This is a genomic window from Ekhidna lutea, from assembly GCF_900188325.1.
Taxonomy (GTDB): Bacteria; Bacteroidota; Bacteroidia; order Cytophagales; family Cyclobacteriaceae; genus Ekhidna; species Ekhidna lutea.
The window spans coordinates 739,242-760,060 of sequence record NZ_FZPD01000002.1; the positions used below are offsets into that span (position 1 = coordinate 739,242).

Genomic DNA, 20,819 nt, shown 5'->3' on the forward strand with positions numbered 1-20,819 from the left:
TAATCTTACCTATTTAATTATAGGCATTATTATTAAAAACACCATGTGCAATAAAAAGCCCTCACCTTCCGGCGAGGGCCATCACTCAAACTACTCTACCACTAACTAAAATCTTACAATACCTTGAAACTGGTTTAAGTCATTAGTTTCAACAAACTCACCTATAAAGGTGGTGTACAACCCAAAGTTTCCTCTAAGGTTTGCCTGAGCATTTCCATTGGCACTGACCGTGAGATAGACATTAAAATTTCCAAGAATTACCGATGAGACCGTCATCACTACATTGACACCATTATCTACCGGCTGAATCTCATGCGTCAACAGCCTTCCTCTCACGGTAAGACCACCAAGACTATTGGCACCAACTCGTGTAGCATTGGCCGACTGTATGATCACCTCATCACCCATAACCTTGATGAAGTTATTATCCTGAAAAATATTGTAGGTATCATATCTTCCTCTCAGCATGTCGGCCTCAAGTGCGTATGTTTTGTTTTCAATAAGAGTCTTTATTGTATCAAGGTTTTGTTGTAAAAACTCCTTCCTCGATTCCTTCTTATCTTTTTTGGTTTCTTCCTCCTCACTATTATTTGGGGGTTGTTGTGAGAAGGTCATCAGTCCCAAAAAAACGAATCCTAAGTACATTCCTATCTTCTTCATTTCTTTCTCCTTTCTTGCTTATACAACAAGAAAAAGACAATAAGAATGCCAATAAATCTTAAAAAGTGTTAAAAGTGGTGTATACCTTGTTTATCTACCACAGATACCCTTAAAATCGCAGAATTTGCAGGTTCGTTCATCTTCTGTTTGATCGAAAGGCACATCCCTACTGAAAATATCCTTTAGCAAATCACCAAGCTTTGACTCAAATGCCTCCAGGTGAGGTCTTGCATCTGTCAATGGCTCCCCCCCCTCTGTGAGGCGGTAGTCAAAATCTTTCTGAAAGAGCTCCTGCATGTTGAGCAACCCGGGAATCACCGCATCATTGCTTCCATGCTTGGATGTATACAGCCAGGCATAAAAGAGGGTCTGGAAGCCCGCTTTGTTTCTGCCCTTTTTCCAGGTAGTACCCGGCGTGGTATCGAATACTTTATCTACATTCTCAATTTCCCTGGCATCTTTTCCACTCTTATAGTCGATCACCCGAACAGCGCCATCCTTCTTATCCACCCTATCAATATCTGCTCCCAACCGTATGTTATATACAGATCCATTGGGCTGAACGCGAAAGGTTCGTTCATACTTATCTTCTTTTTCCAGGCTGACAATGGAAAAGGGAGCATACTCCTCATCCAGATCAATGATCTTATTCACAAATTTTCGAATGAGATCCGCCATTACCACATTCCGGTCCTTAAGAACAAACTTCCGCTTGTCACCCATCCCAAAGTGCTTGCGAAAGGCCTTTTCAATGGCTCCATCAACCGAATTCCGAATCTTGAAAAAATCATTTTCAGTGATTGATCGATCAGGCTTCCCGTCTATCGCATCGAGGTAGAGGTACTCCAGCGCCATGTGGAGTACGTTACCAAAGTTCCGCTTATCCAACTCATCACTCAGCTCGTCACCGGAAAAAAGACGGAGCACATATTTAAAGTAAAACTGAAGCTTGCAATTGAAATACACATTGAGTGCCGATGCGGAAAGACGCTTTTGATCTTTGGGTGACACCTTATCTGTATAGATGGACAGATTCTCTAATACATCATCCGTCTTATCTATGGATATTGGGAGTCGCTCCTTTACCTGGATGGAGTTTGACAGTTTCTTCCGTCTGATCGTTAATTTGCTCTCCTGCTCTAGCTGACGAATGAAGCGACTCACTTCCCCACTCATGCCAAAATCTGCATACATGTTGTAATAGAAAGACAACCGCTCTGACCGCTGGAACAGTCGATAAAACAAATAAGCATAAATAGCATCCTGTACCTCAAACGTCGGAAGATCAAAGGCTTTACGAATACGGTATGGAACAAATGAACCATTACGCTGTGCGGCTGGAAAAATATCCTCATTCATGTTGAGCATGAAGACATGCTTAAAGTCAAGGTTTCGTGTTTCCAGCACTCCCATAACCTGCAGTCCCTCGACTGGCTCACCACTAAAAGGTATTTTTATAGACCGGGTAGCTTTTCTAAAAAGCCCTTTAAATGTTTTTAAATCAACCTGAGTGGATTGTGCTGCCAGTATCTGGTTCAACCTCGCAAGCATCTGCTGAAAGTGGTACAGGTATTCCCGCTCCAGGCCAAACCGCTCGACCACTTGCTGACCCAGTACTTCTACCACATGTTGTAGATAAGTCGCGTAGTTTTCTTCGGTTTTAATTTGTCGGAAAATCGTGTTGAGTACAGTCGAGCCGACCTCCTGGATGTCATCATGAAAAACCCTCACCTGATTTTTCTTCTTAATGTCCTTGATGAGTTTATCCAGTGGGTTCTTTTCTTCTTTATATAAATACGGATGGCTTAGTACATCAAGTGTAGGCTTATGATAAAATGAAAGCCCGTTTGTCGCAGAGAGCTGTGAGTGCTCCTGCACCTCCAGTGCAGCCTCAAGTAATCCAAAAAGCGGCGTTTCTTTCAATGGATACCCCATGGTGACATTGAGCTTATCCACCTGCTCCGGTATGGCATTGAGCACAGGAAACAACATGTAATCCTGCGGCAGGATAATGACGATTTCCTCAAGTGGCACACCATCATCCAGCAGCTCGCCTATTTGTTCTCCTATTGCTTTTGCCTGGCCAATTTCCAATGACACACCGGTTACATCCACATGTTTTTCGGTATTGATAGCAGATGGTATTGTTTCCGGGAAGCTCTTTCTAAGAATATTATCTTTTTGATATTGACGTAAAAAACCACCTGCCTCCTGCACATCATTCTCGAGGTAGTAAGCATCGATATCCCAAAGCACCTCAGATTGATTTTCACTTACGAAGTGTTTGATCAGCAGCTCCTCCACAGGTGTCAGGGCATTGAATCCTGCAAAGATCACTGGTCCTTTTACAGAAAGTTGCTCGCCATCTATTTTCTCGGCAAGCTGACGGTAAATGTGAGATGTGTAGCCGATTCCATTTTTTTGGAGACGCTCCTTAAATGTTTCATATACAGGAGCGAGTATCTTCCATGTCTCCACAAACTGTTCCTGGGATTTGGTGGCGGACGGAAAAAACTCCTGCCAGAATTTTTGAATGAGCTTTTCCTGCTCTTCATCCAGAAAGTAAAAATCTTCGGCAATCTGTCGGTCACTCTTGATGTGATGAAACAGCTGCTTGGGGTTAACAAGGTAATGATCTACCTCCTCAAAATCCCTGAGCAACATCTCGCCCCAGAAATAAAACGACTCAAACCCTTCGCTTCCCGGGTGATGTGTCTTGAATGCTTCAAACAACTCAAACACTAATGCGAGCGTGTCTGTCTTTTTTACATTGGAATAGCGAAATAGAAAATCTTCCAGACTATAAACCGTGGGTGACCACACAGGCTTATCTACCTTTTTGGAAAGATGCTTTTTCAGGAAAAGTCCGGCCCTTCGGTTAGGAAACACCACCGTAACATCACCCAGATTTTCCTTGTGATTTGTGATCAGATGGTCGGCAACTTGAGAGAGAAAGGTCATGGGGCAAGGTTAGCAAATTCCCTCATATTTTCCTGTTGATTCGATTCATGGTTTACGAGATGTTTAAATGTGTTATATAAGAAAAAAATACTTATAACTTGACCTCTTCAAATTCCTCAATCAACAAGCCTGTTGATTAAAGTTCAAGTCTACTAATTACCTAGCTATGAAATCCAAAACCAAAATATCGCCATAAGTATGTGTGACATGTGGCTTTTGTTGTATTGCCTCAGCAACTACCAAATAGCAACTGCTTTTAGTAGGCTGAAATTGAGATTTGTCTAAAACAATAAACCGAATAGAATTGCCGATTTCCTGATCATAAGAATTGCAGTTATATTTTGAACCAATATTGACTACATGTAACCTTAATCGGTAATCATATGGATAAGTCTTCCAAATAACATTAAGGCCTTCACTAGATCGACCCACAGTAAGGTAATTACCATTTTTAATATCATTGGTTTTCGCAATTTGATCTGCAACCAATCCTAATTGAGTGTGATTATCATTATGATAAGGAATAAAAAAATCTAGAAAACCTATAAGGATAAGTAATACATAAACCTTAATGAGATTTAATTTATGAATCTTAAGAAATCGGAATGAGTAGCTAACCCAAATAGCCAGGAAGCTCATAAAAGTCAATAAATCCCTATTCCCGGATTCCAAATTTAGAAGAAGCACAAAGAAAAAAGTGATTATCAATAATTCATCAAAATACCCGTTTGAAAAAATTTTCCATTTGTATTGCTTAAAACGAAATAGCAGGGAAGCTAAAAAACCAGTTAATGCGAGAATAAAAAATAATAAATCCCAAACATATTTTTGATAAAATGGATAGGTTAGGAATTTGAATGGTGAAAAGTTTCGTTCTTCAGTAGCCCACACAAACCGGTCAATTATTGCGGTTTGAATAAAATCCTGAAGCTGCCCGCTAGATAAAAGATAAGTTATTGGTAAAATTGAAGCTAATAAAGTCCCTGCTGCCAGGTAATAAAAGCAGTTAATTACACTTACCTTGCGGAGTACCAAAAGTATCAACCCTAGTAATATAATAATTGATGGCTGCCACACCCAAACTGCACATGATGCCAGGAAGAAACTAAGTACCACCCTTTTATTTAGGTGGGCATAATAAGCAGATACAAATAAAGTACTCAACAAAACCTTTGGATCAAGTATGACAGTAGAAATCTTTCCCACAATTCCCACTCCCAAAAACAATAACAGTGAGTAAGTGGCTATATCATTCCTTTTATGAATTTTTTTGACTGTTGAATAAATAAGCCAACAAAGCATTAAGTAATTAATCATACCAAGCGCACTCATCACATACTCAAATGGAATGATTCCTTCAAAAAGTTTGGCGGTATAACCAGAAATTATAATAGATAAAGGTGTGTAACCAAAGCTACTTAGTGTGTAAGGGCTTAAGCCGTTTTTCACCATCAAATTGTAATAGCTAAAATATGCAAGATCCCCTGTAACCGGTGCGTTAAAATTGTAATAAGAAATTTGAGCTATTATTACAATAAAAATCAGGACCCACTTATTGCTGGAAATAAGGTTATGCATCTTAAGTCTAAATTCACTAAAAATCTGATAATCCTCCTGTTTACCGGATTAATTTCTCTGATATTTATTTATTTATATTGGTTTTTATCTATCTCTCCAGTAACTGAAAAAGTAGAAACTAAAGATGGAATTTTTACGCTTGGACCACCTTTAGAAAGAAAGCGGACCGAATCAGGAGGCACTGCAATTGGGAATAACTTTTATATCCTTGGTGGAATCAATTCGCTAGCACAGACGCTGAACGATTTTCATGTTTTCAATAGGGAAAAAAATGAATGGAATCGGCTTCCTGATGTCCCTTACTACGTCAATCATCCAGGAGTTGTAACGGATGGTGAATATGTTTATGTAGTTGGTGGAATCAAGCCATTAGGTATCAGGATTCGTGGTTTTATGTTTGCAAAATGGGATCCTTACAATATACTCATTAGGTACCACCCACAAACTGAATCCTGGGAAGAGTTGGCCTCTATGCCAGAAGCGAGAGGAGCAGGCGGGGTGTGCTATGGCGAGGGAAAGATCTGGTATGTGGGAGGAATAAACTCACAAAGAGAAATTTCCAATTCACTTTTTGAATATGATATTGAATCTAATATGTGGACAGAACGAGCGCCTATGAAATACGCTCGAGACCACATGAGAATGGAATATTATAAAGGAAATCTTTATGCCATTTCAGGGAGGGAAGACGACTTAAGGTTTAATCTGGACCATTTAGAAAAGTATAATATTGAATCTGAAAGTTGGAGTTTACTGCAACCTATTCCGACTCCAAGAGGTGGTTTCTCCAGTGTTGTGTTCGACGATAAGATTTTCACATTTGGAGGTGAGAACGTATGGAGTTGCTATAGCGAAATTGAGGTTTTTGACTTAATAGAAGAAAAGTGGATGCAGCATGAAAGTTTACCTGAAGGACGCCATGGAATAGTAGGTGGAGTCATCAATAATGAAATCCATTTAATATCCGGTGGCAAGCACCCAAGAGTCTCTGTCAGTGGATTACACAGAATCTACTCTCCAAAGCAATGAATATCTCATTTATCATTCTAGTCTATAATGATTCAGGTTCACTTCCTTCTTTACTAGCTCAACTCGATCAAACGCTAAAATCCAATTTCAATAACTATGAAATAATTGCTGTGAATGATTGTAGTACTGATAAATCTGAAGAAGTACTAAAGTCTCTACAAAGTCACTATCCATTTTTACGTATACATACCAACCAAAAGAACCTGAATGTTGGAGGTGCTTTCCAACAAGGTGTTGCCATTTGCAAATACGAATATATAGGCTATACCGATGGTGACTTTCAATATGACATGCGAGATATCACGAAATATTGTGAATATCTTCCTGAATATCACATTTTAACAGGCTATCGATTCAACCGTAAAGATTCCGTATATCGAAAAATTGCTTCAACCTTTTTTAATCATCTGATTACAACATTTTTTCAGTTAAAACTAAAAGATGTCAATTCCGGACTCAAAATATTTGATTCACAAAAGTTAAAGGCTATAGGTAGCTGGAGCACTGGCGCTTCTTATGATTTAGAGATTATAGTCAAAATGAAATATCAGCAATCTGCTAAGTTTAAGGAGGTTAAAATTAATCATAAGCCAAGGGTGCATGGAAAAGCAATGGGCCTTTCAGGTGCTAATGTGGCTAATATAATTGAGAGCTTACTTTATACACTATCAATTTTTCACAAGAAGTCCTTTCGGAATCATGTGTATAAAAAATTACTTACCCTCGTTTTGTTTTCAATAAGCAACAAGCATAAGCAATAGCCATCCAATGATAAATTGATTTGGTCATTAACTTTTTGTTAGATCTAAAAATATGATGTCAACAAGAATTCTAATTTAATTTATGTGGTGTTTACCTCGAAACCACTTTGCCTGAATAGTAATAATCCTCATCCTTTAACTCGTAGATATAGGTGCCTTGTGGTAAACGTTTGATATTCAATTGCAAGAAATTTCCATTGATACCTTCCATTTGATAGACTAACCTTCCGTCAAGCTGGTATAATTTCAAGGAAGCGTTTTTAAGGTTAACTGCTGTTCTAATCGAAAGCTCATCAATGAAAGGGTTGGGATAAACTTCAATTTTGTGTAGATCTGATTCTGACTCAGCTGACATGACCACTGGTGGTATGGCATAATCATCCGAGCTTACAATTTCCCATGCTATCGATTGCATCATAGCCGCCTGCGCTGTTGTTGGAGGGTCAAACTGCCAGCCTGCTGCAGCGAATGTTTCATTGGTGAGCCCTACGGGAGACTGCTCAAAAAGTGTAGCAAAGTGCACACATGCAGCCAGGTAGTAAGTCATCTCTGTTGGATGTATGGTCGCTTCCGGAGCATCATTTGGATCAAACAAATCTAACCAATCTGTAATGCCTGGAAACACGCCTGCGTTCACACTATCTACCATGGCCTGAAATGCGGCAGCTACCGGAACAATGCGAATATTGCGTCCATTATTTATCTCACTGACAGAGTCTGCCACTTGTTCCCAAAGCGGACGCATGGCTGCATTTAATTCGATCCAGTCGTCATAGGGATTAGCTGACGTCAGATTTATTTCATTGTGAAACTCCATCAGGTAAACCTGGGTGGATGCATTGGCTTCTATTGCCAGGTCATAAAATTCATCTACCGATTGATAAGAGGTGATCACATTCTCATGACAAAATTGACTACCAAGTAAGACCTCCTGAATAGGGATTTGCTCCGCCAAAACAAGGATATCATATTCTCCTGATGACAACTCAACATGTGAGTCCGTTCCCCCTTGCGGGCTTGCATGACTATACCATTGATTCGCTAAACACGTCCCTCCTATAAATTGAAATCCATAATCGTAGGTGTTGATTCCCGCATCTGCAGCAAGGTCATTGACCATTTCTCCCACAATCAAATCCCAACCAAAGCCACTATGACCGATGTAGTAGGTATTGTGTTGAGAGAAACTTAAAAATGGAACGAGAAGCAAAAAGAGTTTCAATGTTTTCATGACGACAGGCTTTATGTTTAGTACCTATAAGAATCGTCAAGCCCTATATTTTCCCGATTGATTCGATTGTTTGCGAAACACACTCGATGAAATGCGCTGCATTTGAGTTGAAGACTAGGTGACCGGGTTTTGAAGTACTGATGTATGAGTAAGATCCCGGACTAGGCGTCCCCGAATAATTCCGGCATAGTCTATCTACACATCCCGGCCCTGTGCCAGGATCTTCCAAAAATCAGATTCCACAGCCTTGATTCATTTCCTCATGAAACGCTCTTTATGAAGACACAAACCATGGCAAGAGATTACCCTCTTCACAATACGCATTAAGAAAAAACTCCTTCTCAGAAATGGGAAGGAGTTTTTTAGTTAGATTTAATAGACAAATCACAAAATCTTGAAGTATAAAATCTGGCATGCAGCAAATGCTACTATCCTTTCTCTGCTAGTTGCTTTTTTCACACTTGATGTAGTGTCCTATGTCCCCTATTTGGATTCCTTTGTTGATCCTGTATTGGATTGGGATTTTACGGACCATTACTATGACGATTTTGATGATAGCAAAGTACCGATTGATACCAGTTTAGTTATCGTAAATATCGGTTACCTGGATAGAGCTGGTATTGCTGATCTAATCACCAAAGTCAACAAGGAAGAGCCCTTGGCTATCGGACTCCATCTGTTTTTTAATGAAAGACGAGATTCTTTACAAGATAAAAAACTTAAGAATGCCATTGATAATACCGGGGACCTTATAATGATTAAAGGATACAACAGTTCAACAAATGCTTCCAGAGATTCGCACCCCTACTTTACAGAAAATGCAATAATAACTTACTCAGATATTCAAGATGATAAACTGGGTATAATGCGATCATTTCGTCCAAAAATCAAAATTGCAGATAATGATTATTGGCATATAGCAGTGGAAATGGCATCACTCATAAATCCCTCATCAAAAAACACCATCTCAGAGAGAAATAAGGAGATAGAATTTATCAAATTTCATGGGCGTGAATTCAATTTCTCCATTCTGGATCATGATATTACAGATTTTTCATCTGTTAAGAATAAGGTTGTTTTGCTTGGCTTTCTGGGTGGTCCATCGATTTATGACTATAGCTTCGAAGATAATTTTTTTACTCCACTAAAGTTTGAGATAATGGGCAATCGCATACCAGACATGTATGCTACAACTATTATTGCGAATTCTGTCAAAATGATTATCGAGGAGGATTTCATTGACTACAGTCAACATTTAGACATTTATGGGTCGTTGATTTTATGCTTCCTCATCACGCTAGGATACGCTTATCTTCATAATCACACAAAGCATAACCTACTATTGGCACGATTCATATCACTGGGATTAATTGTTCTGCTCATTTACTCAACACTTACATTGTTCACTTATTACAACTTTAAATTTGACATAAGTGCGGTAATACTATTCTTACTTATCGGATCTGACATGTATGAGTTTTACTTCCGCTATTATCAGCAAAGCCTTGATGGCTATTCAATACGTAGCATGCGAGTTGCTTTCCTAAGCTTTATTGGATTAGTAGGAATCATAATTTTAGCCGTCTTTTTTGGGTGGCATATGATGTTTAGCTTACTCTCCTTTGCGTTCGTGATTTACTTTGTCTCTCTCAAAATCTGGCTGCATTTGAACGCTCCTACGGATAGCTAAGCCGTCTCATCATTTTACCCAAAATTGGGTATTGCACTTCCCCACCGTTTTCCAGAATTTAGGCGCTGTATTTATATCTCACCTAATGCAACCACCCACCTACCAGAAAAAAATCAGGGCTACCGACCTGCAAACGACAGCTACGGCCCACAGATCACAGCTACCACCTGATGAGTCACAGCTACCAGCAAAAAACGGCAGCTACCACCTCAGGAACGACAGCTACCACCAAAAAATCGCAGCTACCAGGTCAGGAATGACAGCTACCAACCAAGATATGACAGCTACCATCTGCGGAAAGCAGCTACCAGGCATTTACTATTTTTTTAATCATAACTCACTTTCTTATTATGAAAAACAACACAATTGACGCGAAACTTCTTAGTGCTCAAGTGGCCATAGACAATGCCCTGAGCAACGAAACCATCAAAGCAGCCGTGGCGCTCTTTGGGTACAGCGAAACCAAGCTCCTGGCCGGAAAGTCCCTGCTGGACGAGGCGCAAAACAAGCAGGCCAACCAGAAGAAGGAGTACGGAGAGCAGTTTGCCGCTACCGACGAGCTGGACCAGGCTGTGACGGAAGCCAACCAGGTATACATGCGCCATGTGAAAGTAGCCAGGATAGCACTGAATGGCATGCGCGGAGCTACTGAGGCGCTGCAGCTGGCCGGCAGACGAAAGCAGTCCTACTCCGGGTGGATCAAGCAATGCAATATCTTCTATACCAATGCGCTGGGAGATACCGCCATCAAAGCGAAGCTGGCAGACTTTGGGATAGATGAGGCCGTCCTGCAGGAGGCACAAACCAAAGTACGCGATGTGGAAGCCAGGCTGGCGGCACAGCTCAAGGAAAAAGGCGAAGCACAGGAATCTACCCAGCAGCGAGACGAAGCACTGGAGGCATTGCTGGACTGGACCAGTGATTTTGTAGCCATTGCACGCATAGCACTGGAAAGCGACCCGCAGCTACTGGAGATCCTGGGGATAGTGGAGCCCGGCTGATAACGAATGGAGTGCGCGTTTACACGCCATATTGGATGTAACCGAGCACTCTGACTATATTTGAAAGGTAGATAACGTGCACTGGTGTGTGTTAGATTGATGTTGTGTTTAATTACTGCATATGGAAGAAATAGATTCTAATAAGGTTGTTGCCGAAATTGTTAAATCAAATCTTGACTCATTATTTGAAGTGTCAAAATCAGTTGCAAAAAATGCTAACCAACAACTTAAATCTCGATTAAGTAGAACCTTTGCAACCTACCTAGCAGGAATTCAACGTAAGTATTCAAGCACAAAGACTATAATCTACAGAGACACTCCCCAATCAATTAAACAGTTTTATGAACCAATTGACCTGAGAAACGATAAAATGGAGTTAAAAACTCCAAAAATTGGCGATATCGTAAGCCTGAATTTACCTCTAATAATAACCGGAACTGGAGGTTCCGGAAAGTCAACACTGCTAAAATATTTACTCCTAGATACATTAGAAAACACAAAGCTTATTCCTATCTTCATTGAGCTTAGGCATGTGGAGCAAGCTCAATCCAGTTTGTTAAATTTTATTACCACCTCTCTGCAACTAAAGAGTGTGAACCTTGATTCAGAATTTTTGGAACAAGCTTTTAATAGGGGTAATTTCATATTCTTTCTAGATGGATTTGATGAACTATCAAATCCCTTTTCACAAAGCATTAGCCAAGAAATAGAGCATCTCACAGACAACTTTAGCAAGTGTACTTTTATAGTCACATCAAGGCCAGGTCAAGAGTTTATTTCATGGAATAATTTCATTGAGCTCAGAACTAAACCCTTAACTCAAAAAAAGGCAACAAGCTTGATTAAAAGATTAAATTTTGATCCCGAAATCAAAGAAAAGTTCTTGAAGGATTTGAAAGGAGATTTATATAATTCGCACAGATCTTTTTTTGAAAATCCATTGCTTCTCTCAATCATGCTTTTGACTTACAGGGATAGTGCTTCAATACCTTCGGAATTACATAATTTTTACTCCTTGGCTTTTGAAGCTCTTTATTACAGGCATGATGCTTCCAAAACTTTTAAACGACCAACCTTAACAAATTTGCCTGTTGGTAAGGGTAAGGATATTATGTCATCTTTTTCATTAATAACATACCTTAAGAATGTGACCTCTTTCAATCATTATGAATTGAAAGAATATATTAATACAGCCCTCAAGCTAGCGGATTGTGAATGCAACGTAGACCAATTAATAACTGATTTACTACAGGCTTACTGCATGTTATTACAAGATGGAACTGTATTTGAATACACTCATAGGTCTTTCCAAGAATATTTTGCCGCTTGCTATTTAATCTCAACTAATGAACAAAATCAAACGCAATTAATCGAGCATTTTTCAAAACGTGCTGATACTGATATAACACTACAGTTGGCATATGGAATGAATCCAGCAATGATTGAAGAAAAGTTGATCATACCATTCCTATCAGATTTTAAGGAGCGCATAGGGTTCAAAGGAAAAATAACAAAAACAGTGTTTAAGAAATTTTCAAAAGAATATTTTGATAATGTTACTTTCCACCACGAAAGATCGGCAAGTTTGTCCGTCCAAAGAGATGAAGAATCAAAGACCATAAACAAAAAAAGTTTGGACTTGGGAATAACAAGGCTCATCATACGAATTTTCAACATAGATACGTGGTTTGAACCTGATAAGAAGAACCAACTCTCTAACAAATACACTGACGATAAATCGCGAGTACACCAAATCAAGGTTACTGAAGCATTAAAGGATATTGAATTACTCGAATGGTTTATGAATCACTCCGTAGAATTAAGAGTATTGAGAGAACTAATGAAACTTGAGTCCGCTCTTAAAGAGAAAAACGAAAAGAATAATCTCTTATTCAATAGACTCCTCAATTAATAACTAAACACAACAAGCACTAAAATGAATATGCGAACTGAGCACTTTGATAAGACCATGCGAACCTCAACATTCAGTGCTTTTAGCAAATGTGACTGCATACTCATTTTAGTTTAGGTGTTATGGGCAATTATATCATCGATATTGTATCTACAAAATGAAGAATTTAGTCACACTCCTGTATTTTATTTTGTGTCCGATTCTACTCGTTGCACAAGTAAATTCCACACATGTTTATGTAAATGGATATTATAAAAGTAATGGCACTTATGTAAGTGGTCATTATAGAACTTCGCCTAATAGTACGAACAGAGATAACTTTTCGACAATCGGAAATGTAAACCCATATACAGGTAAATCAGGTTGGATTACTCCTGACAATAACACTTATGATTACACATACACGAATACATATTCTAATCACTCTACAAACTCATCCAATTCGAATAATTCAGGCTATACATCAAACTCAAGCTATTCATATAAAACAGAGTGGAAAGCAAGTGAAACTGGGTATAACTTCTATTACAAAGGAAATAATGTATCAACCACGAATGAATGGAAAGGAAATGACTTAGTTGTCTATTATGACAACTACGCTTATTTACTTCCAGATTACGGGGATAATAAGGATGGGATTAAGAGAGAACCGTTACCACTTGCCACATGGAAATCTACTGGTGACAGCTACTATTTCTATTACAACGAGAATAGCATAGCAAATGAAACAACTAATGATTGGTTTGGTGATGATTTAATGGTTTTCAATGGAAATCATGCCTACTTGTTAGAAGATTATAAATTGAGAAAAGATGGAAAAATTAGATTGGCAAGGAATATTCCTACATGGAAATATGATGGTAAAAGTTACTATTTCTATGTGGATGGCGAGAGTGTCGCGAACAAAACAGAAAATCTTGTATATGGAAATGACTTATTAGTAGAATACAAAGAGGACGTTTATTTATTGCCTAATTTTTATAATGAAAAAAATAATAGTCTAAAGACAGCAATTGAATTACCAAAATGGACTTCAACTGGCAATAGCTATCATTTCTATATCAATGACAATAGTGTGGGCAATAAGACCCGAAATGAATGGCTTGGTGATAATTTAATAGTGTACTTCGAGACTAATGGATATATCCTGCCAGATTATAAAAATCAAAAAGATGGAAAAATGAGAATCGCTTTACCCATCCCTACATGGAGTAGCAAGGGAGATTCTTACTATTTCTATTTGAACGGAGAGAGCATTGCTAATAAAACGTCTAACAAATGGAACGGTAATGATTTAATAGTTACATATCAAGGAAAAGACTATATCTTGGAGAATTACAAAAACTTAAAAGATGGAAAAATCAGATTCGCTAAGTATGGAAATTAAAGCCCATAACAAACACTAAAATGAATATGCGAACTGAGCTATTTGATAAGATAATGCGAACTAGATACTAACTTGCTTCTAGCAACTGGAGCGCATACTCATTTTAGTTGGGCGGTATAATGGCAATGTCAAAAATTGAAGTAAAAACCTTTAACCCTTTTGTTGGTAAATTTTCAGAGGATAAAGTAATAACGCATGAAACTTTAGCACTTGTCAAAACCCTTCGAAATAAAGGTTTCGAAGTTGAATTTATACCGGACGATTCACGTGAACTCAAGTACCTTTTTAGAAAAGGTGATTTTACATTATTTCAAGATCCATTCTTCCTTTTCTTGATTGGCATACCAACAACTATAGTTATAAATGTGATCAATGAATTCATTAAAAAGAAACTTGAAAAGTCTAAAGAGAAAAATCCAACTTTTGAAACTAATGTGAATACAGATAATGTCATAATCAACAATATCTCGGGCAATGAAATTGTGTCTATTGACGGTAAAACTTTAAGTCAAAATTCATTAGTGAGAAAAGAAAATGAAGTTCAGAAAGTCGCTAACGAATTCCATGATTCATTCAAAGCTAATTCTCCTCATCCAGAACTACCAGTTCCGATTTTTCTTGAGCACACTTCCAAGATTATTGGATGGGCAGATATTAGTATAAATGACGAAGGGATTGTAATTGAAAGTTGTACAATAGACGACCCAGAAAGCTGGAAGAGAATTAAAAACAGTGAACTTAGAGGTGCAAGCATTTCGGGAATCGCAGATAAGACCACTTGCTCAATTTGTGAAAAAGATTATGTTTCCTGTAATCACGTATCAGGTGAAATTTATAACAACAAAATGTGTGTTAACTACATAGTAAAAGCAAGACTGGCAGAAATTAGCTTAGTTAAGCATCCAGCTAATTCTGAATGCGTAATCGACATCTTAAACAAGAATAAAAAATAAACCCACTCTAGCGAAAGCATCCACTTGTGCTTAGTTAAAAACATCTCCTCCTTTCATAGCCTCGGTTCGCATCCTCACGAATCGAAAACCTAAAAAATTCAAGATGATACAGTCCCATATCCCGGCCTTGTGCCGGGATCTTCCAGTTACTTTTAGGGTTCAAATGGAAAACGATCTGTTAAATCCTTCCAGTCAGGATTCAAAGAATCAATGAGGTTTCGCTTCCACTCCTTTCTATATCTTTTCAGTTGATGCTCTCTATAAGCGGCCTGATCGCTACCCTCAAATTCTTCATAATAAAGAAGTAAATCACAATTGTACTTTTCAGTAAATCCGGGATAGATTTTGTTCTTATGTTCATACATCCTCCTACCCGGATCATCTGTCATCCCTACATAAAAGACCGTCTTTGAATAGTTAGAAAGGATGTAGACATAGTACAGTTTCAAATTAACAATTCTAAAACTTAATGGAAGATGTTTCTGTGGAAGATCCCGGAATAAATCCGGGATAGTTAATCAATATATCCCGGCCCTGTGCGGAAGATGGTTCTATGGAAGATCTCGGCTAGCGCGCGTTTACAACGCGTGCAGAAGAGAAGCCGGAACATTATATATTCAGCTCAGCAAAAGATTATCTCCGCTAGCGCGCGTTTACAACGCGTGCTTAGAACAGAAGACCGGACAAAGTGTTCGAAAACCTAAAAACCCAACCTAGCGCAAGCATCCGCTTGTGCTCAGTTAAAAACATCTCCTCCCAGCCTCATTTCGTGTCCTCACGAATCGAAAACCTAAAATCCAATATTGGATGTAACCGTGCACTCTGACTATATTTGATAGGTAGATAACGCGCACTGGTGTGCGTTACATTAATGTTACAAGTCATTTTACTTCAAGAAATAATTATATATTTATTCTCGAATCTTACCTAACTGAAAAAATTATGAAGAAAATAGTCTATTCATTTTTTGTATTATTCTTTTGTCTAGCTTGTAATGAACAGGGATTAGAACCTGAAAAAACTGAGTTAGAAACAGACCTTTTCAATGCTTTAACAGAATTATCACAATCGTCATGGAAGTTGAACATTGTAAATAATGATTTTAATACAAGTGGCAGAACAACCAATGAAATCCCAGAAGTATCTGAACTAGAAGGAGAAATTTCTATTGAAATAGTAGATGATTCTATAATACCTGAATTAAGAAAAATATTTGAGGAGTATCAACCTAACTTTGATTTCAATACATTTTTAGATTCATTAGAAAAAAATGAAAACGGTAGAATAGAAAGTTGTAGAGAAATTTGGACCTTTCAAGTATATACATACAGTGATGGAAGCTCTTTCGGTGTAATGTGGGTTTGTACTGACTGCAGCGGATCTTGGCAATGCGCACACTATATCCAGTAGACTAAAATTTAAAGGTTATGAAAAAGAATATTATTATAACAATTTTAATTATAACTGTTGTATTTGTTTCATATTCATATTTGAAATCAAATTCAAAGGTTAAGGATTTAACCGTTGAACTAGTTGACAGTAAAAATGCAATAGATTCTTTGAATTCTGAATTGGATTCCAAAATTAACGAACTAAAAGCATCTAAAGCCATAGCCAATACTTGGGCAGCTAAAGCGTACCAGTCTGGCTACAAGACACCAGAGAAATAACTATTCCCAACCTAGCGCAAGCATCCGCTTGTGCTCAGTTAAAAACATCTCCTCTCCCAGCCTCGGTTCGTGTCCACACGAATCGAAAACCTAAAAAATTTATATGGTTTGTTAATGCGTCCTATCGCGCCCTTACAAGGCATACATGAAGGAAGATGCCGGACTAGGCGTCCCCGAATTAATCCGGGATAGTTGTAAGTCCCATATCCCTGCACTGTTGCTCAACCCTTCAGTCTACATCTAAGATCCCGGACTAGGCGTCCCAGAATAAATCCGGGATAGTTGAAGTCCAATATCCCGGCCCTGTGCCGGGATCTTCCAGTTACCTTTAGGGCTCGAATGGAAAACGATCTGTTAAATCCTTCCAGTCAGGATTCAAAGAATCAATGAGGTTTCGCTTCCACTCCTTTCTGTATCGCTTCAGTTGATGCTCTCTATGAGCGGCCTGATCGCTACCCTCAAATTCTTCATAATAAAGAAGTAAATCACAATTGTACTTTTCAGTAAATCCGGGATAGATTTTGTTCTTATGTTCATACATCCTCCTACCCGGATCATCTGTCATCCCTACATAAAAGACCGTCTTTGAATAGTTAGAAAGGATGTAGACATAGTACATGTTCTAAAATTAACATTTGCTATCATGACCTAAATGGAAGATGCCGGACTAGGCGTCCCCGAATAATCCGGCAACCTGCGAGTACATATCCCCGGCCCTGTGCAGGGATCTTCCAAAAAGACATAGTTTCTTAAATAATAAACCGTTCTGATCTATCCAGAAGATCCCGGACTAGGCGTCCCCGAATAAATCCGGGATACTGCGAGAACATATCCCGGCCCTGTGCCGGGATCTTCCAAAAAGACAGAGTTTCTTAAAAAATAAACTGTCCAGATCTACGCAGAAGTTACAGGACTAGGCGTCCCCGAATTATTCGGGATAGTTGCAGTCCCATATCCCTGCACTGTTACTCAATCCTCCAGTCTACATCGAAGATCCCGGAATAAATCCGGGATGGTTAATCAACATATCCCGGCCCTGTGCCGGGATCTTCCAGTTACTCCGCTAGCGCGCGTTTACAACGCGTGCAGAAGAGAAACCGGCAAACTATATATACAACTCAGCAAAAGATTATGCTGGTTTTAAAGGTATTATTGAGGTTGAATGGATAAGTTAACAGCTTAAATTTTTAAGAATCCTCGTTGCAAACGAGGACTAGATAAGAGCTATTTAAAACCAAAGATGAGATTCATTGCACATTACCTAATCGGATTGCTCCTTCTAACATCATGCGTCCAAACTGAAAATAAAAAACTAGCAATTGAATCCACTTTAGAAAAGAAAGCCATTACACTGACAAATCGCCAAAAGGAATCAGACAGTATTGGTGGTTTTAGCATAATCAATACAGGACCAAGGGGTGGTCGTTATTTAAATTCTAGTGGCATTGACTATAGATATACAGTTTTTAGAATACAAATTATTAATGACACGATTGCACCAATAAATTTTGACATAAAACTTCCCGGAAGCTCTATATCACTTTTACCTGATTCTACTATTGAGTTAAATGTTTTCCTTGTACCTGAAAAATATATCCCAATCGCAATAAAGGACACTTTCAATTTCGGCCTGGATTTAGAAAAGTTTTTTGAGTCTGGTGATCCCCAGAAATTTGAATTCAATTCAGTGATAGAGCCGAATAAACAATCCACTATATATATAGGGATGCTTTTTGCCTCAGAAATAGCAAATGGTGCCACAAGGTCTCAATTGGCAGTTGAAGGGCATGATGAATCACCACATTATCCTGTAGAATCAACCGTCCATTACCATTTGAAAAATCAGCCTTTAGATCTTATCTACGGTATAAGCTTTGATGCACCCAATAATTATATATCGATACCATGTGGACAAGTCCGAATCAAATAATTTTGGGGTTGATCAATATTAAAAAATGAAAATGCTCGCCAACAATGAATAATAGCAATAGTGCTTCGGGAGTACTCTCGAGCCATTTATATTTTTAATTAGGTATCTTGTTCTGACATATATCCACTACTGATCTACACTAGATTATAATCAATGACTACTGATCATGATAAGGTTTGAGAGAGGAAACAATCAATTTAATTTTAGAAGTATTGCCCTTCTTATCGAAGACAACAGCATTCTAATTCAAAGAGATTTAAAGGATGATTTTTGGGCTTTACCAGGTGGCCGTGTTGAACTCTTTGAAAATTCCAATGATACTGTAGTAAGAGAGATTTATGAGGAACTTGGATGGAAAGTACAGGCGAATAGACCTGTTTGGTTCATTGAAAATTTTTTCAAAATCGGAAGAACCAACTTTCATGAGATTGCAACTATATATCTGATGGATTTAGTTGATTATGCTAAACACGAACCGGCCCATGAGTTCAAAGGGCTTGAAGATCATTTAATCTTCCAATGGTTTGATATATCCAAACTAGACCAAATTAACTTTAGGCCCAGAGAACTTCGATCAAAACTTGGTCACTTACCGAACACCGTAGAATTTTTAACTGTGGGACGAGAATAACAACTGCTAGCTCACAAGCCTCACTCTCGTCTTCGTTGTAACGAGGATGAATTAAACCTCCTCTCCCAGCCTCGGTTCGTACCCTCATGAAACGCTGGTTTGTGAAAGATACAAACCATGGCATGAGAAATTGGTTCAGAGGCAAAGTGGAAAACGTCTCCTTTCTTCACTTCAAAGCATCGCTATGGACAGCAACAAAAAACCCCAACCAATAGGTTAGGGTTATACAAAAAATAGTCTCTATAAATTAGTTGTCGTCATCTTCCTCCTCATCCATATCAGCGTCCATAGCAGCCACCTTTGCTTTTTTCTCGGCAATCAATTTTTCCATTTCAGCAATCCGAACCTCAACTCTTTTGATGGCTTCTTCTTTCTTAGTCAGCTCCTCTTCTGACACACTGCCATCTGCTTTCATTTTCGCCACTTTCTCTTTAGCTACTGCCAGCCGTTCCTTGCGCTCATTTAGTTTGTTTTCGTTTTCCTTTATTTCCTCCTCTAGTATTGCCTTCTTCTCATTCACCTTACTGCGAGCCTCTTCAGAACGCAGTTTTCCAAACTCTTTTCCAGAAAGATCACCCTTATCCTTACCATAGGCATTGCCTTTAGATTCGTCTTCATCATCTTCGTCTCCATCTTCCTCTTCGTCATCTTCGTCTCCATCTTCATCCTCTTCGTCTCCATCTTCATCGTCATCTTCATCATCATCGTCATCATCGCCTTCGTCATCCTCATCCTCATCCTCATCGTCTTCGTCACCATCATCCTCATCCTTTTCATCATCGTCTTCTTTCTTCTTATCCTCATCTTTTTCCTTCTCATCTTTTTCTTTCTTCTCTTTCTTCTCCTTCTTATCTTTCTTTTTGTCTTGATCCTGAGCGTTAAGCTCCACTGAGCCAAAGATCAAAAAGAACATTACTAGAAATCCTATTAGCTTTTTCATATTATTCTATGTCGTTTAGTAAAGAATCAATTTCATTTAAGGCTTCATCAGCTTCCGCATCCAATGCTTGAGTTTCGGCCTCCAGGTCGTCATTTAATGTCTGAACAATCTCGGCCTCCTGTTCTTCGGATATCTCTTCGTTTGCCTCTTTGGAAGAACCTCCTCCACAAGCAGCCAAAAAGAGTACGGCCAGTAATAAAGTGATTGATTTTTTCATATTCAGTTAGGTTATAAGTTTCAATAAAGGTAGTAAGATGCTAATTATTGGATTCAGGTTTATAAATAACCACCTGTTTTCGATATTGTTTGCAAACAAAACAATGAAAAACAAAACTTATTTCCACCCCACTGAGTAAGGAGGAATAGAAAATAGACTCAACTAGCAATATGGCCTGGAATTAATCCGGGATAGTTGCAAGTCCTATATCCCGGCCCTGTGCGGAAGATGATTCTATGGAAGATCCCGGACTAGGCGTCCCCGAATA

At 38.6% G+C, this 20,819-nt stretch carries 20 protein-coding genes; 12 read left to right on the forward strand and 8 right to left on the reverse strand.

Features of this window, described 5'->3' with window-relative positions:
* Positions 1 to 105 precede the first annotated feature (105 nt).
* From CHB71_RS07065 to CHB71_RS07075, 3 genes are all read right to left on the reverse strand, one after another.
* Positions 106 to 660, reverse strand: a complete 555-nt coding sequence (locus tag CHB71_RS07065; protein WP_089356193.1) for a DUF4251 domain-containing protein — start codon at positions 658 to 660, stop codon at positions 106 to 108.
* Between the two features lie 90 nt (positions 661 to 750).
* Positions 751 to 3,621, reverse strand: coding sequence for a PD-(D/E)XK nuclease family protein (locus CHB71_RS07070; protein WP_089356194.1), 2,871 nt, complete (start codon positions 3,619 to 3,621; stop codon positions 751 to 753).
* Positions 3,622 to 3,777: 156 nt separating this feature from the next.
* Positions 3,778 to 5,199, reverse strand: a complete 1,422-nt coding sequence (locus tag CHB71_RS07075) for a hypothetical protein (RefSeq protein WP_089356195.1) — start codon at positions 5,197 to 5,199, stop codon at positions 3,778 to 3,780.
* On the opposite strand from CHB71_RS07075, the gene CHB71_RS07080 reads away from it, so the two are divergent.
* Both CHB71_RS07080 and CHB71_RS07085 read left to right on the forward strand, forming a co-directional pair.
* Positions 5,194 to 6,228, forward strand: a complete 1,035-nt coding sequence (locus tag CHB71_RS07080) for a Kelch repeat-containing protein (protein ID WP_089356196.1) — start codon at positions 5,194 to 5,196, stop codon at positions 6,226 to 6,228. The two genes, CHB71_RS07075 and CHB71_RS07080, sit on opposite strands and share 6 nt — an antisense overlap.
* Positions 6,225 to 6,989, forward strand: coding sequence for a glycosyltransferase family 2 protein (locus tag CHB71_RS07085; protein WP_089356197.1), 765 nt, complete (start codon positions 6,225 to 6,227; stop codon positions 6,987 to 6,989). Before CHB71_RS07080 ends, CHB71_RS07085 begins: the two co-directional genes overlap by 4 nt.
* A 91-nt stretch (positions 6,990 to 7,080) precedes the next feature.
* Here CHB71_RS07085 and CHB71_RS07090 read toward each other — a convergent pair whose 3' ends face one another.
* Positions 7,081 to 8,220 carry a T9SS type A sorting domain-containing protein gene (locus CHB71_RS07090; protein ID WP_089356198.1) on the reverse strand — a complete coding sequence of 380 codons (1,140 nt, stop codon included), beginning with the start codon at positions 8,218 to 8,220 and terminating at the stop codon, positions 7,081 to 7,083.
* A gap of 394 nt (positions 8,221 to 8,614) precedes the next feature.
* Here CHB71_RS07090 and CHB71_RS07095 point away from each other — a divergent pair, with 394 nt between their 5' ends.
* From CHB71_RS07095 to CHB71_RS07120, 6 genes are all read left to right on the forward strand, one after another.
* Positions 8,615 to 9,910 (forward strand): CHASE2 domain-containing protein, encoded by a 1,296-nt coding sequence (locus CHB71_RS07095; RefSeq protein ID WP_179213331.1) that lies wholly within the window; start codon positions 8,615 to 8,617, stop codon positions 9,908 to 9,910.
* An 85-nt stretch (positions 9,911 to 9,995) separates the two neighbouring features.
* Entirely contained in the window at positions 9,996 to 10,280 is a 285-nt protein-coding gene (locus CHB71_RS07100) for a hypothetical protein (protein WP_089356200.1), read from the forward strand.
* The gene (locus tag CHB71_RS07105) at positions 10,261 to 10,911 is read left to right on the forward strand and encodes a hypothetical protein (protein WP_089356201.1); all 651 of its coding nucleotides are present in this window, start codon (positions 10,261 to 10,263) and stop codon (positions 10,909 to 10,911) included. The genes CHB71_RS07100 and CHB71_RS07105 overlap by 20 nt, the downstream gene beginning before the upstream one ends.
* A 121-nt stretch (positions 10,912 to 11,032) precedes the next feature.
* Positions 11,033 to 12,823, forward strand: a complete 1,791-nt coding sequence (locus CHB71_RS07110; protein ID WP_089356202.1) for an NACHT domain-containing protein — start codon at positions 11,033 to 11,035, stop codon at positions 12,821 to 12,823.
* A 157-nt stretch (positions 12,824 to 12,980) separates the two neighbouring features.
* Complete coding sequence (locus CHB71_RS07115) at positions 12,981 to 14,210, forward strand: hypothetical protein (RefSeq protein WP_089356203.1); 1,230 nt, start codon at positions 12,981 to 12,983, stop codon at positions 14,208 to 14,210.
* A gap of 119 nt (positions 14,211 to 14,329) precedes the next feature.
* The gene (locus CHB71_RS07120; protein WP_089356204.1) at positions 14,330 to 15,163 is read left to right on the forward strand and encodes a hypothetical protein; all 834 of its coding nucleotides are present in this window, start codon (positions 14,330 to 14,332) and stop codon (positions 15,161 to 15,163) included.
* 152 nt (positions 15,164 to 15,315) lie between these two features.
* Here CHB71_RS07120 and CHB71_RS07125 read toward each other — a convergent pair whose 3' ends face one another.
* A complete protein-coding gene (locus CHB71_RS07125; RefSeq protein ID WP_221406682.1) occupies positions 15,316 to 15,612 on the reverse strand; it encodes a GIY-YIG nuclease family protein in 297 nt (98 codons plus the stop codon).
* 493 nt (positions 15,613 to 16,105) lie between these two features.
* On the opposite strand from CHB71_RS07125, the gene CHB71_RS07130 reads away from it, so the two are divergent.
* The gene (locus CHB71_RS07130; RefSeq protein WP_089356205.1) at positions 16,106 to 16,573 is read left to right on the forward strand and encodes a hypothetical protein; all 468 of its coding nucleotides are present in this window, start codon (positions 16,106 to 16,108) and stop codon (positions 16,571 to 16,573) included.
* Positions 16,574 to 16,590: 17 nt separating this feature from the next.
* Entirely contained in the window at positions 16,591 to 16,833 is a 243-nt protein-coding gene (locus tag CHB71_RS07135) for a hypothetical protein (RefSeq protein WP_089356206.1), read from the forward strand.
* Between the two features lie 328 nt (positions 16,834 to 17,161).
* Here the strand turns inward: CHB71_RS07135 and CHB71_RS07140 are convergent, their stop codons facing one another.
* Positions 17,162 to 17,452 (reverse strand): GIY-YIG nuclease family protein, encoded by a 291-nt coding sequence (locus CHB71_RS07140; protein WP_089356207.1) that lies wholly within the window; start codon positions 17,450 to 17,452, stop codon positions 17,162 to 17,164.
* Positions 17,453 to 18,073: 621 nt separating this feature from the next.
* Here CHB71_RS07140 and CHB71_RS07145 point away from each other — a divergent pair.
* On the forward strand, positions 18,074 to 18,763 hold the full coding sequence (locus CHB71_RS07145) for a hypothetical protein (RefSeq protein ID WP_089356208.1): 690 nt from the start codon (positions 18,074 to 18,076) through the stop codon (positions 18,761 to 18,763).
* A gap of 166 nt (positions 18,764 to 18,929) precedes the next feature.
* On the forward strand, positions 18,930 to 19,394 hold the full coding sequence (locus CHB71_RS07150) for an NUDIX hydrolase (RefSeq protein WP_089356209.1): 465 nt from the start codon (positions 18,930 to 18,932) through the stop codon (positions 19,392 to 19,394).
* A gap of 247 nt (positions 19,395 to 19,641) precedes the next feature.
* Here the strand turns inward: CHB71_RS07150 and CHB71_RS18800 are convergent, their stop codons facing one another.
* Positions 19,642 to 20,334 carry a hypothetical protein gene (locus tag CHB71_RS18800; RefSeq protein WP_179213332.1) on the reverse strand — a complete coding sequence of 231 codons (693 nt, stop codon included), beginning with the start codon at positions 20,332 to 20,334 and terminating at the stop codon, positions 19,642 to 19,644.
* Between the two features lies 1 nt (position 20,335).
* Positions 20,336 to 20,551: a hypothetical protein gene (locus CHB71_RS07165; RefSeq protein WP_089356211.1), complete on the reverse strand. Its 216-nt coding sequence runs from the start codon at positions 20,549 to 20,551 to the stop codon at positions 20,336 to 20,338.
* Positions 20,552 to 20,819: the final 268 nt, after the last annotated feature.